Source organism: Acinetobacter sp. TY1, from assembly GCF_048551395.1.
GTDB lineage: Bacteria > Pseudomonadota > Gammaproteobacteria > Pseudomonadales > Moraxellaceae > Acinetobacter.
The window spans coordinates 46,150-61,077 of the sequence record NZ_JBLYZK010000009.1 but is presented as its reverse complement, the minus strand read 5'-3'; the positions used below and the strand labels follow the sequence as shown (position 1 = coordinate 61,077).

Sequence of the window (14,928 nt, the reverse complement as noted above, 5' to 3'; positions counted from 1 at the left end):
AAACGTTCTCAATAAAACTACATAAGAAACTTTGTGTGTTCTAGACCTCAATAGACAGTCACGTTAAAAATAAAATATAAACCACTGATTTTAAATGATTTAAAACTTGGCTTTACATTGCATAATAAAAACTGAAATCATATTGTGAAATTTAATACTTTTCCTTTCACAAAATCCTTTAAATTCTGTAGCTATCCACTGCTCTAAAACTTTCCTTAACTCTGATGGAGCAACATTTTCTTTATTATTGTTCCAATAAAGATTTTTAGTTTGATCAATTGTCTTAGTAATTATTTCATCTAAATAATCTTTTGATGTAATTATTTTTCTATCACATAAGTTTTTTTTAAATAGTTCTACAACTTCAGGATATTTCTTATTATCTTTATACATTTTATTTATTTCATTAGAGAATAAATATATATTTGACTGATAATTACTTATTTTATTACCTTTAATTATGTTTAAAGATTTCATTTTACGATCATCAAAAACTGATTCTTTTCTTTGATTTATACAATTTTTTGTTAAATCAGCATAATTAGAAGAAATTATATCTATTTTATAATCAAAATTCATAAGAAAACTCTTAATTTCGTCAAGGAAATCAATAGAAATTTTATTTAAAATTTTCATTTCATGGGTTTTCTTTTGAGTATATAAAAAATCACACAAATAAACTGATTGAATAACAAACTCTAATACTAAAAACTTAAATAAATTTCCTTTCTTAATATCATATGATTGACGTATTATCTCTGACAAAAAAATGGATTCAAAGCATAAAATATTTGCTCTTATTTTTCTACAAATTTGGTTCATTTGCTTATAGCTAGATTTCTTAAGTAATTTAATATTCTCATAAAAAATATTAATATTTTCTAATCCAAATTTTCCTAAATCTGTGAATGGGCATTCCTTTCTATTTATAATTATTAACGCCACATAATTAAAAGAGAAATTATCAATCAATTCCTTGAAAATTATATTTCTTGCTTTTACAAAATTATTTTCAATATCAATTTTTCCAAATTTTTCTGCTATTGCTGAGGAGTCTAGGTGCAGATAAATGAATGACAAATACAGAGATAAAATTGTTTTATTTTGCGTATTACATTCAAATAGCTCTTCCGTATCATTCAAGATACTCATTAATGATATTCCAGTCATTTGTTAAGATAATTTCTCGAGGTAATTCAAAATTAAAGTTTATATAAATTTCTCTGCGTAAACAGTATTCATCATAACTTTCAGCATATGTTTCATAGCGTGGAGCAAAATAGAGTTTCAAAGTAGGCAAATTTGAATCATCCCATCTTTGCTTACCACGACTATATAGAAATAATTTCCCTAATGTGTATAGTCGTCCAACCTGTTGTCTCATCCCTCTAAAAACAGCATAGGTTTGAAAAAAGGACTGCCATTTAACAAGATCTTCAATTGGTTTAGCCTTGTTAGGTTGTGAAACATAGCGATTTATAATATTAACTAAGTCTGTTTTCTTTTTCGCTATAACTTCTTTTTTCCATCTCCAAGTCCAACTAAAGGGTTTACTTGGCGTTTTATAAAATTTGTCAGAATTTGCTTTGTACTTCTTATGGGTCATTCGTACAAGTTCTGCTGAACATCCTGCAAAATCTAACTCTAGATAAGGCTTAGACATTACAAACTTCAAAAATTCACCATCTTTAAAGTAGTCATGGATTAGATGTGTTTCAGCAATAATATTTTCTCTAGTAAAAGACAACTCTTCCATTTCATAGATTTTATCTTTGCCGATTTGCTTATGCTGTTCAGTAGGGTGAACTGGCTGTTTACTATGTTTATGGCTGTTAGGCGTGGTGATTAATAAAATAAAAAGCCATCTATTTTCATAAATAACATCTTGCACAATCAGATCTGCAATCGGCTTTCCTGTTTTAAGGCGGTAATTTCTCTGACGACTAGTTAAATTTAGATCATATCTGATCGTGAGTTTTTCAATGAGTTTCTTAATATTGGTTGTTGAGCCAATACCATTATCAATACTAAATGATGAATAGAAGTATGCTCCACGAGTAACTTTATCCTGAATTTTTTGTGCTGTGTATTTGGTATGAGGGCTGTAATCAATCATCTTTTGTCATCCAACAATACAGTTTAACTGTAAATCAACAATCCACTTTTTCCCTGTGGAATCCCATCTAAGCATTTGTGTCAATCAACAATAGATATTGTCTGAATTAAGGTGTTTTTACTTTTGAGCTTTGCTCAAAAACCGCTATGGCAAAGCCATAGCTTTATGAATGATCACCTCACTTTGTAAGGTGGCAATTAAGTAGTTCCTAATGACGACACAAACTTCATTAGTTAAATTTATATCATTTTAAATTTAATATCAATAATATTGATATTTGAAATTAGATGTACTAATATGAAATTATCAATCGAATAGTGGACTGACCATCCATCCTTAATTTTCTTCTTTGAAGTTTTGGATGGGTTAAAGACCACCATTCAAAACTTTGATACATATTGCCGTGAGTACATGAACTAACCATTCTTGTACTGCCGATGTAGCGGACTGCTGGGGAAACCTCGCTCGGTACGTTGCAACGGGGGCTGGAGAGCTGCAATGCTCTTCTTCTATCCGTTCATTCAACTTGGATTTAAGAGTTCCTATATGCATTGCATATAAAGTTGTTGGGCGACAAGGACACGGGAGCCTATAAGGAATTTATTCCGAAATGGTCATTTGGTTAGGAATAGCCAGATTAGATTTAAAACTTAGGTTTTGAATTGATACCCTGTTCAAAGTGATACAGTCAGGAGCAGCACAGGATGTGCGATAGTCTCCGTTAATAGCTGAGTGTGTATGCTTGATCGAGGCAAGTGAATAACTTGCGAAAAGTATGCTCATTTCCAATCACGATGGCTGCTGAGAGTACCGTGAGGTACTAGGACTTCGAGCCTAACGGTGGAGAAGTTGGCACCATTTGGCGCAAGCTGAATGGGTCGCTGGATAGCTTAAACGTGTAACGGCATTAATCGATAGATGCTGATTGGAGTGTAAGAGTTTTACCCTTTATAAAGTTGTGTATACATCATATCCCGATAAAACTAAGGAACTACGGTTGGGGGAAACAGGAAGTATGTATGCAAGCGAGAGGATAAACGGTCTGCACATTAAGACACTTTGAAATAACTTGGGAAGCACTGTATGAAGGACTTAAATTGGTTAAAGGTCTGTTAATTTATACAGTGTGGGAGCGATGGCAAGTAGCGCATATAAAGCAAGTTTTTACTTGTGGAAATTGTGGTACAGATCTTCATACTAAGATTTGTACTAAGTGGGATAGCTAGCTTAAAGCGAATCCTAAAACAGTCTGAGTCATCAGATTGCTCACTGCGAAAGCTTGAGTCGGCACATATGAGAATATGTTCGGCAATATGTTAGAAGAAGGTTAGTGGAATGCTTGGTCGCATTCCTATGTTTGGGCTTGGTCGCTCAAACTAGACCATGATTGATAAAGCATAAGTATTCTGAAGTTTGGTCACTGAAGAAATGCTGCTTATGCGGAGTTGCTAAGTGCTTTTTAATTTAGCTAATGTTCACACGGACATGAAAAATATAAGTGTCTTGCTTTTCCATCTTAGGCAAGAAAAAACTAAATCCTAGATTTAGTAATTTGAAGTGGAATATGGCTTAAGTCAGCATGAAAAAATTGAGCAGTCAATAAAGACGTTAAAATTGAACAAGGAAATGTTCTCAAAAACCTTTTAAGGCTACATTCCATTTGGTATGTAGCCTTTCTTTATTCCAAATAATCTTAAAACTGATATTTTTTATCATTTACTTTTCACATAACATTAACTGTAATACTCTTTTAAACTATTTTTTAAATTCATGAAAATCTTATACTTATCTTTACCAATATCTTTAATTTTTCTTAGTGGCTGCCAAACTATAGAAAGCATAACGCCAGAAAAAGTCAGCAAATTTTCAAGCCCTAATGATTTAGTTTTAAAAATGAAATTAAATGGTTCAGATAACAAAGGAAAAGACTATGTTTATGTATGGGATAATAAAGGGGACATAAGTAATCCTAATTCTTTGATTCCTAAAACTTCTTTAAGTCTTTTTTGTCAAAATCAAAATGGTAAATTTGATAGAATTGAATCGAGTCCAATGGATCAAGTACGAGATCCCTATGCACGAAATCTGTTAAAAAAATATAAAGTTGATGAGGCAGTCGGTGGTTTTAGATGCAGTCTGCCAAATAATAAAAGTTGGGGTGTTCTAATTGAGCCAATAAGTGAACGTGCAACAGACTCAAAATCTTATACTTTTAGATATGTTAAGCTCAAAACTGAAATAATGTCATCTTCTGATATAACTTCATTTTACTTTAAACACCAAGTACAAAAGGACATAGAGCAATCTAGACAACGAGCTTTAAATGAAAAGTATCAAGCACAAGAAAAAGCAAAACAACAGACTTATACTAATTTCTTAAATTCAAATAAACCAACTTCCAAAAACATTGGCAGTAAAGTTTGTAAAGACGTTACACTCAATTTCCCTACAAATCTTTATGTTTTAGGTCAACTACAATATGAAAAAGCTAATGGAGTTGCCGTCGGAAGTTTAGAGCAATTCTCGAATGATGGAAAAAATATAAAAATCAGTTTAAGAGGTTGGTTAACTAACACAGGTGGTATACAAGCTTCTCCAAGTGTTCACTTTGATGGCATTCCATTAGAAGCAGGGCGTAATATTTGGGAAAATGCTTATGGTTGGTATTTATGTAAATAAATAAATAAAGCTGCCAAAACAATTTTTGGCAGCTTTATTTTTAGTTACAGCTTTCCCTTACTTATTAGATGTACCCAAAGCTGTACGAATAATTTCAACGACTTTTTCACTTTCAAATTGAGTTTTAAAAACAACGTCTACATCATCTCTGACATTTTGAAATAAAAGTTCCGCATGTTTAATTTTACGCTGCTCTTCTTCAGATAAGGTATAGTTTGCCTTATCTTTCGTTTCAATCAACAAATTCAAAGTTTTCTTTCCACTTTCATACTCAACAATATAGGCAAAGTCTGGAGAATAGGTTCCACCACCTGCTATAGGAATACGAATTGAGTTTTTAGGAATCTTTGTGAATACAGATACTTCAGAAACTTTTTCACAGATATTTTCTTTTTCAAGAGGTGAGTCATAAAAGAGTTCATTGAATAAATAATTATCTGCAATATTTAAAGCCTCAGTCATTCGCCCTAAGTTAGCACTATCTATCTCAGCTAATGGTTCACCTTCTTCATCAGTGAATACAGTAGGGTGGACTGTATTAGATACATCCGTTAAACCTATTTGATAACTTTGGAATGACTGTTTTAATAAATAATCATTAAAGCCACTGCGAATTGAGCGAATAGTACTTTGGCTTAGATATTGGTTGATATCTAAATGTTTATCTGCACTTTGTAACAACTGTAAAAATACTTGATGAAGTGTATTACGGTTCACTTTTAATGAAATGGCTAAATCATGTAAGAATTCACCATAGGTCATGGTTTGAATCGGTAAAACCTCTTCATGAATCGAACGCTCAACCTGCTGTGATGCCAAATTATTTTCAATGATTAAAGTATGCTTTTTGGTGAAACTTCCTGTCTTTTTAAAGCTATCTAAATTCGCCTCAAAATAACCTTTGAGCAAAGCATGGAATTGCTCTTCAGAGTCGATTTTGTATTCCAAAATCACTTTACGGTTAAGAGTTTCCCACATTTCTTTAAGCTCAGCATACTTAGCAAGACGCATAGTTGCTTTCTGCTTTGTATCTCCAGCATTACGTACTTTATTTGCTTTTAGACCTTGAGCAAAAACTAGAGGGAACTCTTGCTTTAACTTCGCCAAACCGCCTTCTTTAAAGTCATTATTACGCTTAATTGCATCAAGACCATCTAGGTGCTCTAGTAAAGCATCTTCATCATTGAACAGATTTGAATATTTATCCAGAATTTGAGCAATTAGTTCATTAGTCAGTTTAGTTTCATCAAACTCAACTAATGATTTGCTGTTGATATCTTCTACTAACTCTTTTACAAAATCTTTTTCTGTAAAATCAACATAGTAATGCAACTGAAAGTTTTCATTTTTAACACGTTGCATAAACTCATTTACTGGCAGACGTAAGCCACGACCAACTTCTTGTAGCTTACTAGTTTTACCACCACTAGAACGCAATTTACAAATCTGGAATACATTCGGATTGTCCCAACCTTCACGTAATGTCCACTTTGAAAAAATGAAACGACGTGGGTTGTCTAGACTCAATAAAGTTTCTTTATCATGCAGAATTTCCTCAATCTCTTTCTCAATTTTCTCATCTTTTTCAGAATTATCTTGAGAGAAATAACCACCGTGAGATTGAGAAATATCTTTCAAAGTATTCTCTAAATATTCTCGGTAGGCTTCATGAGTTTCAGTTGTCAAAAGCTGAGTGACATGCCTTTCAATTTCAGCTTCTACAAATAAAGCTAAACTTCCTTTTTCTCCTTCTTTACCTCGGTAACTTTCAATATTATCAATAAAGAAGAGGCTTAATGGTTTAATCCGAGCAGTTGAGCGAGTCAATAAATCTTTTTCTATTTCAAAATGATTTGTAATGGCTTTACGGATCATTTTTTCCTGCAATGTTTCATTGTAAGAATACGGATCAATCACATCATTTTTTTTAAGTTCTAAACCGTTAGATAACACCACTGTGGTTTTGTTTAGGTTATCAATGGTTAGGCTACCAAAGTTTTGATCAACTTTACTTAAAGATTCATTTTTAAGTAAATGAACTTTTTCAGTAAATTTTCCCTTTTTGACTTGGAAAATTGCTTCTTCTTTCTTTTTGTTGCTTATATCAATATCAATAAGTTTAATAGAAGTATCTTTCGCACCTTCAAACTCTTCAATATATGCTACAACACCTTTAACCAAATCTTGATTAAAGGCATCTACAGCCGTTAACTGATAAATAAGGTTATAGTAATTATTATTGAAAGTTGCTCCATAACGAACAATAAATTGGCCACCTAGCTTTTGAATATTTGCCCAAGTCTTTTGTGCAGTTGGAAAGCGGTGTGGTTCATCAATAATAACCATTGGAGCAATTGATGCAATTGCATCAACAGGTGTATTAAATTGATCAAATACAGCACGGTCATACTTCTTACTAAGCGTATCTGAGTTAACCATCCCTGCATTAATTACAAGTACATGAATAGTATGACCATCATCACGTGCTTGTACAAAATCCAGAATACTTTGAGGCATAAAATCTTTCTTGGATTTCTTACCTGACTGACTTTCGACAACATGACAACGGATAGACTTATTCTGATAATTAGTCGCAAAATGCTCTTGTGATGCTTGTGACTTTAAAAAAGTAGTCGTACCTGCCTTAATAGGTAATGTAGGTACAACAACAATAAATTTAAACAGATTGAGGTGCTTATTAAGCTCAAACATCATTTTGGTATAGGTATAAGTTTTACCTGTACCTGTTTCCATTGAAATATCAAGAACATTACTTTCAGATTTAGCTTGATGACCTACAATTCCATTGTGTTTTTGTACTGCTTCAATGGATTTCCCATAGTCTGTTAATCCCAATTGCTTTTCTTTCGGTGCTAAAGGATTACTCACTAGAGCCATTTGCTGATTAGGCTTTGTAAAAGTCACATTTTCCAAAACTGCTAGAATGCTACTTACAGCATCTTGTTGATGCTGTAAATTACCTTCGAAATGGAATTGTTTAGTCTGCTGTGGTGCAAATAAAGGCAATGTTGCATTCATGATTAGTATCTCACCACCATATCATCAAATGAAATCGATTTTTTGTTATGGTAGCTCTTCAGCGCTTCACTAATTTCACGTTGAGATTTACTATCAAAATGATGACCAAGAATGACTATTTTTGACACTTGGAATTCAGGTTCATCATCAAGTTTTTTAATCAACTCTTTTAAAGCAGTTGTGTTAAAGCCTTGATTAACTAAATACAAAACATGCTCAAAACCATAAGCGATATAATCACCGAGATTGATAGTATTCAGATTTTCAGATAATAAGATGTTATCCAAAACTTTCCATGTCGTTAAAATATCTTGCAATTGAGCATCATCAAAACCAGTCGTAGATGGAGAGGTATTTGATTGAGATAAAGTCAATTGCTTTAACTCTCTGTAATTCGATGATGGTAAAAAATTATCGCAGGTTTTAAAAATTTTAAAGCCATTTTCAACATTTGCATCAGGATGATCTAGAGCTAGTTTTTCACCTGCTTTAATAATCCTATCTTTGGTTATCTCAAAAATTGTTTTATAGCCTGCTTTGTAAGCATCTTTGTTCGGATCGGTTTTTTCATCTAATTGAACTATAATGTATTTAAGATTTCTATCTGCTTCTAAATTATTTAGCGTTAGAACCGCCTCAGCGGTAGTTCCACTTCCGCCAAAGAAATCCAAAACATAAGAATCTTTATTACAACCAATTCTTATTAAATCTCTTATAAAGGGAACAGGTTTAGTTCCTTCAAAAACTTTTTTATTAAGAAGATTTTTTAAATATGTGGTTGCAGTACTTGTACTGTATTCAGGTTTATAGAAAACTGTTTTGGGTTTTTTTGTAGGCAAATCTCCTAATCTAGGTCTTTGCTTTTTATAGATATTTTTTGAATTCCTACCATCTACCAAAATTAGATCATAATAATATTCGGTTATAGTTTTTTTACTCCAACTCCATGAGAGTTCTTCACCATCATCATTTATCGGTAAAAGTTTGAGGTCATCTTCATCTTTAGGAAGATCATTGTCAGTCACATAAAAAACATTAGTTTTTTGATCATAAAAAACAGGGAAAAATCCTTTAGGTCTCTTTTCTCGACTAGCATCTTGACCAGTACGCCTTAATGTATCAGCTCTTTTGAAAAAACCATAATCATCTTCTTGCCACTCGGAATCAATTGAATCATCATCTACAGCGAATTCACCAAATACCATTTTTGTTTTATCAAGTACATATACTAAACAATATTCATGTGTATCTGAGAATCCATAATTATCATGATTGCCTTTTAGATTCATAATTGTCGGAATATTAGCAACAAAATTAGCTTCACCAAAAATTTCATCACATAAAATTTTCAGCTGGGCTTGCTCATTATCATCAATCGAAATAAAAATTACCCCATCTTCTTTTAGTAATTGCTTTGCAATATAAAGGCGAGGGTAAATAAATGTAAGCCATGCACTATGACTGTTAGCATTACTTTGTGTGAAATCTAAAACTCGTTTAGCTTCATCTAAATCAACACCTGCAAGCTCAGCAAATTGTTCAGGTGTGAAGCTACGATCATCTTGGTAAACGAAACCATCTGATCCAGTATTGTATGGTGGGTCGATATAGATCATTTTAATTTTATTGGTATAAGCACCTTTCAGATGCTTTAATACCTCAAGGTTATCACCCTGAATCAGCATGTTATGGCTATTTTTATTTTGCTCTAGCTGATTATGCTTATGATCTTCAGATAGCATCGTTCTTATAGGTTCATTAGCCAACACACGGGCATATGACTTACCTAACCAATTCAGACTATAACTTTCACGACTAACATCAACGGCATTTGCTTGAAGAATGTCTTGTAGTTTTGACAGAATAAATTTTCCCTGACGATCAAAGCATTGAGGGAAATTACTTTTTAAAACTGCTAACTGTTCACTATTGGCTGTGACTATTTCAGTAGATAAGGTTTGCTCAATTTTCATATCAGAAACAAATTAAAAATTCAATGATGATAATTCTATTCACTCAAGTCGATAAAAGATAGTTTTTAGATAACATTACAACTATTGATTTAGTAATTGTTTGGTTTGCTACATTAAATATAAAAAAAGGGGCTAACCTGCCCCCTTGAACCTTCATAAAGCCTTAACTATAAGTCCCTTAGAAACTAAATACTCACTCCAAAACTTCATCATTTCTTTTCTTGTCTCAAGATGAACAGAGTGATCATATGCAGATGAGACCCTATCTTTTTTTACATGAGCAAGTTGCCTTTCAATAGCATCTGATAAATAACCTCGTTCATGTAAGAAAGTAGATGCCAAACCCCTAAAACCATGTCCAGTCATCTTGCCTGAGTATCCCATTCTTTTTATTGCACCCAAAATCGTGTGACTGCTTATCATGCCATCTTTCGCTCTTGCACTGTAAAAGACAAACTTACTTTGAGAATTAATTAATTTTAAGTTATTTAAGATTTGTAACGCTTCCTCTGACAAAGGAACTAAGTGAGGTTTTCGACCTTTCATTCTCTCAGCTGGAATTCTCCATAATTTATTTTCCCAGTCTATTTCTTGCCATTCCATCCCTCTAAGTTCGCCTGTTCTAACAAAGCATAGCATCATCATTTTGATAGCTGAAACAGAAGTATAGTCACCTTGATAACGCTGTATATCAGTAATCAATTGAGGTAATTCAAGAATAGATATTCTTGGCATGTGCTTAACTTTATGATCATCTAAATCTTCGACCAAACCAACAGTCGGATTATTCTTAGTTAACTTTAATTTTCTTCTTGCAAATTTATAAATTTGACCAATTAGTCGAACAACTCTTTTAGCCATTTCAATAGTACCGTTGGCTTGCATTTTTGTTGCGATATCTAAAATTTCATCTGGATTGATATCATCAACTGACTTATCGCCTAAAGTTGGAAACACATGTTTTCTAATTGCCCCTAAATTTCTATTATATGTTGTATAAGCATGACCGCATTTTTTAAACATAAACCACTTGTCAGCAACAACTCTAAATAATTTAGAATTATCTAGCTCTACTTTCTTGTTTTTAGTATTGCTAGTTGATGGATCTTGGTCAGGGTTTTCTTCTAATTGCTTTTTTAAATTAGCTGCGTTGCTTCGAGCAACAATTGCAGTCATTTGAGGATACTTGCCCAAAGTAATATTTTTTTGCTTGCCATTATAACGATAAGAATAAATCCATGTTTTTCTTCCATTGGCAAAAACATGAAGTTGAAGACCATTTCCATCACTCAACTTGAGTGGAGCTTTACCTACTCCTGAGTGCTTGGCATCTTTAATTTGTTGAGCTTTTAACACTTTTATCTATTCCAAAAATTAGCTTGGAAATAGTTTTATACCAACACTTATACCAACACAACGCATGAGACTGTATGAAACCGTAAGACACTATAAGAAACAAAAAAGGCATGAAAATGTTTAATTTTCATGCCTTTAGATGCCATATGAGATCATATGAAGTTGAATTTTGGTGGAGGTGGCGGGAGTTGAACCCGCGTCCGCCAGCACTACGCTCGAGAATACTACATGCTTAGATATCGTCTATTATTTTAACCCTTTGTGACCCGACGAACAGGATACTCAGGCGATCCTCTAAATTTAGTACAAAGCCCCGAGGCGTGGCTTTAATACGGACTTGTGTGCGTGCGCTTCAGTCGGACTCTCTAACCACAAGTATTCGGAGAGGCGGACAAGCTGCCCTTAGGCAGCTAGAGCGTATGATTCGTCGTTTGCGACTAAAAAATGCAAATTTGATTTACGAGAGAAAATGCGCTCTCGGCATGCATCTATGAGTTTCATCACCAGCGTCGAAGCCAGAAACACCCCCAAAGTACGCAGTTATCATAACATATTTAATTAAAAATACGATCATATTTTCAAACAATTACACTTCTTGATACGCTAATGAGTATAAATACGCTAATATTTTCTTTTTTAAGCTAATAACAGAAAAACGATGAGCTATTTACTAGCACTTGATCAAGGAACGACTTCGAGCCGCGCAATCATTTTTAATGAAAATGGAAAAGTACATGCGACAGCTCAAAGAGAAACACACATTAAAACGCCACATTCGGGTTGGGTCGAACAAGATGCACAAGAAATTTGGACGACACAAATTGCGGTTGTGCAACAAGCCATGGCTTCAGCCCGTATTCTCGCTAAAGATATCAAAGCACTCGGACTAACCAATCAACGAGAAACTACAGTCGTTTGGGACAAACGTACAGGTACCCCTCTCGCTCCTGCCATTATTTGGCAAGACCGCCGTGCGGCAGAATGGTGCAACAGCCTATTACAAAACAACAAAATGAATAAAATTCATAAAAAAACTGGGCTACGCATTGACCCCTATTTTAGTGCAGGAAAACTAGTATGGTTATTACAAAATATTGATGGCTTAAGAGAACTCGCACAACAAGGTCATGTCGCTTTTGGTACTATTGACAGTTGGCTAATTTGGAATTTAACTCAAGGGAGTCAGCATGTTATTGAAGTAAGTAATGCCTCTCGTACCATGTTGATGAATCTTGAAACTCAACAGTGGGACACTGAACTACTCGAACTGTTTGATATTCCACGTTCAGTTTTACCTACAATTATTCGTTCAGATGAATATGTCGCCAATACTGCTCCTGGTTTATTGGGTGCAGAAATTCCAATTACGGGTGTCATGGGCGATCAACAATCTGCACTATTTGGTCAATCTTGCTTTGAAGCTGGCACGGCGAAAAACACCTATGGCACAGGATGTTTCATGCTCTTTAACACCGGTAAAAAACTACAGTATAGCCAAAATCAACTACTCACCACACTCGCATGGAACTGCCAAAATAAAACCAGTTATGCTTTAGAAGGCAGTGTTTTTATGGCAGGTGCTATAGTGCAATGGCTAAGAGATGGTTTGGGTATTATTAAAAATAGTACTGAAGTGGAAAAACTTGCCTGCCAAGTCAATAGCACTGATGGTGTCGTACTTGTTCCAGCATTTACAGGATTAGGCGCACCCCATTGGGATACCGATGCGCGCGCTTTACTCTGTGGTATGTCACGAGGAACAAATAAAGCCCACATTGCCCGTGCTGCCTTAGAATCAATTGCTTTTCAGGTTTCCGATGTCCTCACCGCTATGCAATCTGACATTAACCAACCCTTAAAAGAGTTACGTGTCGATGGTGGTGCAAGCCAAAATGATATGCTCATGCAGTTTCAAGCAGACATATTAAATGTTCCTGTTTTACGTCCCAAATTGCTTGAATCTACCGCATGGGGTGCAGCAGCAATGGCTGGCTTAAAAATAGGTGTATTTGATAATCTACAACAGATAGCAGAATCTTGGCAACTTGATCGTTCTTTTGAACCCAATATGAGTACCGATCAGCGGACTTTCCATTTAGAACAATGGAATAGTGCCTTACAACGCGCAAAGTCTTCGCTTTAAGTAAAAGCCTCGACATTTGAGCAGTATAAAAATCATAAAAAAGCCCGATCATTAAATCGGGCTTTTTACATTCTAAATTATGCTAAGAATCATAAATCTTAATGTGCATGCCCTGCACCAACTGAACCTTTCGGCTTTGGACTTAACCAAATAAATAGCCCTGCAAAAATAAATAACATCGCAAAAATCAAAAAAACATGATTGACTGACATTGTCAGTGCTTCTTTATCGACAAGATTAGATATAACACCTAATGCTCGCTCGGAACTAAAGCCATTCTGCATTAAATTTTGCTGTGTCTCTTCAACATGCATACTCGATACTATTTCACTGCGTGCAAGTTTGGCATGATCATCCCAAATCGTAACAGCAATGGATGCCCCTATCGCGCCTGCCATAGTACGAACAAAGTTCATTAAACCCGCTGCAGATGCAAGTTCATCAGGACGAACCGCACCAAGTGCAATATTGGTTAAAGGAATAAAGAAGAATGGTACAGCAAAACCTTGAATAATTTGTGGCAATGCCAGAGTCATAAAGTCGGCATCTGTAATCCAAAATGAACGCATCAAGGTGACTACACCCATTAAAATCAGACCAAAACTCGCCAATGCTCTTGGGTCATATTTCGTCACTAGTTTTGCCACAATGGGTGACATCAACAAGCTACCAAACCCCATTGTTGCTGTCAGATAACCTGCCCAAGAAGCTGTATAACCTAGATTAATTTGCAACCATTGTGGGATCAATACAATACTGCCAAAGAATGCGCCAAAGGCAAAAGCAAGTGATAAGGTCGCAACGGTAAAGCCACGATATTTGAAAATTTGGATATTCACCACAGGATGCTTTTCGGTGATTTCCCAAATCACAAAGACAATAAAACCAATAATGGTAATGCCTGCCAAAATCCAAATGAGACTACTGCTAAACCAATCATGTTCATGTCCAAGATCAAGCATGAGCTGCAATGCGCCAATCCATAAAATCAACAATGCTAAACCCACACTATCAATTTTCAATTTTGCAATTGGTGTTTCTGCCGATTTTAATAAGCGCATTGCTGCAACAGCACAGAAAATCCCGACAGGAATATTGATAAAGAAAATCCAGTGCCAAGACATATTATCACTGATGGTCCCACCCAAAATTGGACCGAGAATTGGACCAACAACGGTGGTCATTGCCCACATGCCCATGGCTTGAGCCTGTTTTTCGGGTGGAAAAATTCGCATCAGCAATGTTTGACTGAGCGGCATAATTGGTCCACCAAATAAACCCTGCCCGATACGACAAATCACAAGCATGGCTAAACTATTTGAAAGCCCACATAAAATTGAAAATAGCGTAAAACCAATCAGGCAAATACAAAAGACTCGAACTGCACCAAAACGCCCTGCCAGCCACCCTGTGAGTGGAACACAAATCGCCTCGGCAACTGCATAAGAGGTAATGACCCATGTGCCTTGCGAACTTGATACTGCTAAGCTGCCAGTAATATGCGGTACCGACACATTGGCAATGGTCATATCGAGTACGACCATAAAGTTTGCCAATGCCAAAACGAAGGCAGCGAAAATTAATCTTCCGCCCTTAAGATCATGAAATACTGGAGTATTCAT

General features: G+C 34.9%; 8 protein-coding genes and 1 other RNA gene. 2 read left to right on the top strand and 7 right to left on the bottom strand.

Translation table 11 applies throughout. From position 1 onward, the window contains the following. Positions 1-99 precede the first annotated feature (99 nt). Together ACK2M2_RS07715 and ACK2M2_RS07710 are read right to left on the bottom strand one after the other, a co-directional pair. Positions 100-1,143 (bottom strand): hypothetical protein, encoded by a 1,044-nt coding sequence (locus ACK2M2_RS07715; protein WP_419347211.1) that lies wholly within the window; start codon positions 1,141-1,143, stop codon positions 100-102. Continuing rightward, a complete protein-coding gene (locus ACK2M2_RS07710; RefSeq protein WP_180005996.1) occupies positions 1,136-2,116 on the bottom strand; it encodes a hypothetical protein in 981 nt (326 codons plus the stop codon). Before ACK2M2_RS07710 ends, ACK2M2_RS07715 begins: the two co-directional genes overlap by 8 nt. 1,770 nt (positions 2,117-3,886) lie before the next feature. On the opposite strand from ACK2M2_RS07710, the gene ACK2M2_RS07705 reads away from it, so the two are divergent. Beyond that, positions 3,887-4,795 carry a hypothetical protein gene (locus tag ACK2M2_RS07705; RefSeq protein WP_180005995.1) on the top strand — a complete coding sequence of 303 codons (909 nt, stop codon included), beginning with the start codon at positions 3,887-3,889 and terminating at the stop codon, positions 4,793-4,795. Positions 4,796-4,852: 57 nt separating this feature from the next. On the opposite strand, the gene ACK2M2_RS07700 is transcribed toward ACK2M2_RS07705, so the two are convergent. The 4 genes from ACK2M2_RS07700 to ssrA form a co-directional block, all read right to left on the bottom strand. Beyond that, a complete protein-coding gene (locus ACK2M2_RS07700) occupies positions 4,853-7,834 on the bottom strand; it encodes a type III restriction-modification system endonuclease (protein ID WP_419347208.1) in 2,982 nt (993 codons plus the stop codon). A 2-nt stretch (positions 7,835-7,836) separates the two neighbouring features. Then, on the bottom strand, positions 7,837-9,807 hold the full coding sequence (locus ACK2M2_RS07695) for a site-specific DNA-methyltransferase (protein WP_419347206.1): 1,971 nt from the start codon (positions 9,805-9,807) through the stop codon (positions 7,837-7,839). A gap of 153 nt (positions 9,808-9,960) precedes the next feature. Further along, the gene (locus ACK2M2_RS07690) at positions 9,961-11,163 is read right to left on the bottom strand and encodes a tyrosine-type recombinase/integrase (RefSeq protein WP_419347204.1); all 1,203 of its coding nucleotides are present in this window, start codon (positions 11,161-11,163) and stop codon (positions 9,961-9,963) included. Between the two features lie 170 nt (positions 11,164-11,333). Continuing rightward, positions 11,334-11,692: a transfer-messenger RNA gene (ssrA, locus tag ACK2M2_RS07685) on the bottom strand. A gap of 129 nt (positions 11,693-11,821) precedes the next feature. Here ssrA and glpK point away from each other — a divergent pair. Then, the gene (gene glpK / locus ACK2M2_RS07680) at positions 11,822-13,306 is read left to right on the top strand and encodes a glycerol kinase GlpK (RefSeq protein ID WP_419347203.1); all 1,485 of its coding nucleotides are present in this window, start codon (positions 11,822-11,824) and stop codon (positions 13,304-13,306) included. Positions 13,307-13,404: 98 nt separating this feature from the next. On the opposite strand, the gene ACK2M2_RS07675 is transcribed toward glpK, so the two are convergent. Continuing rightward, a complete protein-coding gene (locus ACK2M2_RS07675; protein ID WP_419347200.1) occupies positions 13,405-14,928 on the bottom strand; it encodes a DHA2 family efflux MFS transporter permease subunit in 1,524 nt (507 codons plus the stop codon).

Coding starts and splice junctions, on each gene's coding strand:
- ACK2M2_RS07675 (WP_419347200.1), bottom strand. CDS start 14,928: ATGAATACTCCAGTATTTCATGATCTTAAGGGCGGAAGATTAATTTTC.
- ACK2M2_RS07695 (WP_419347206.1), bottom strand. CDS start 9,807: ATGAAAATTGAGCAAACCTTATCTACTGAAATAGTCACAGCCAATAGT.
- ACK2M2_RS07705 (WP_180005995.1), top strand. CDS start 3,887: ATGAAAATCTTATACTTATCTTTACCAATATCTTTAATTTTTCTTAGT.
- ACK2M2_RS07700 (WP_419347208.1), bottom strand. CDS start 7,834: ATGAATGCAACATTGCCTTTATTTGCACCACAGCAGACTAAACAATTC.
- ACK2M2_RS07710 (WP_180005996.1), bottom strand. CDS start 2,116: ATGATTGATTACAGCCCTCATACCAAATACACAGCACAAAAAATTCAG.
- glpK (WP_419347203.1), top strand. CDS start 11,822: ATGAGCTATTTACTAGCACTTGATCAAGGAACGACTTCGAGCCGCGCA.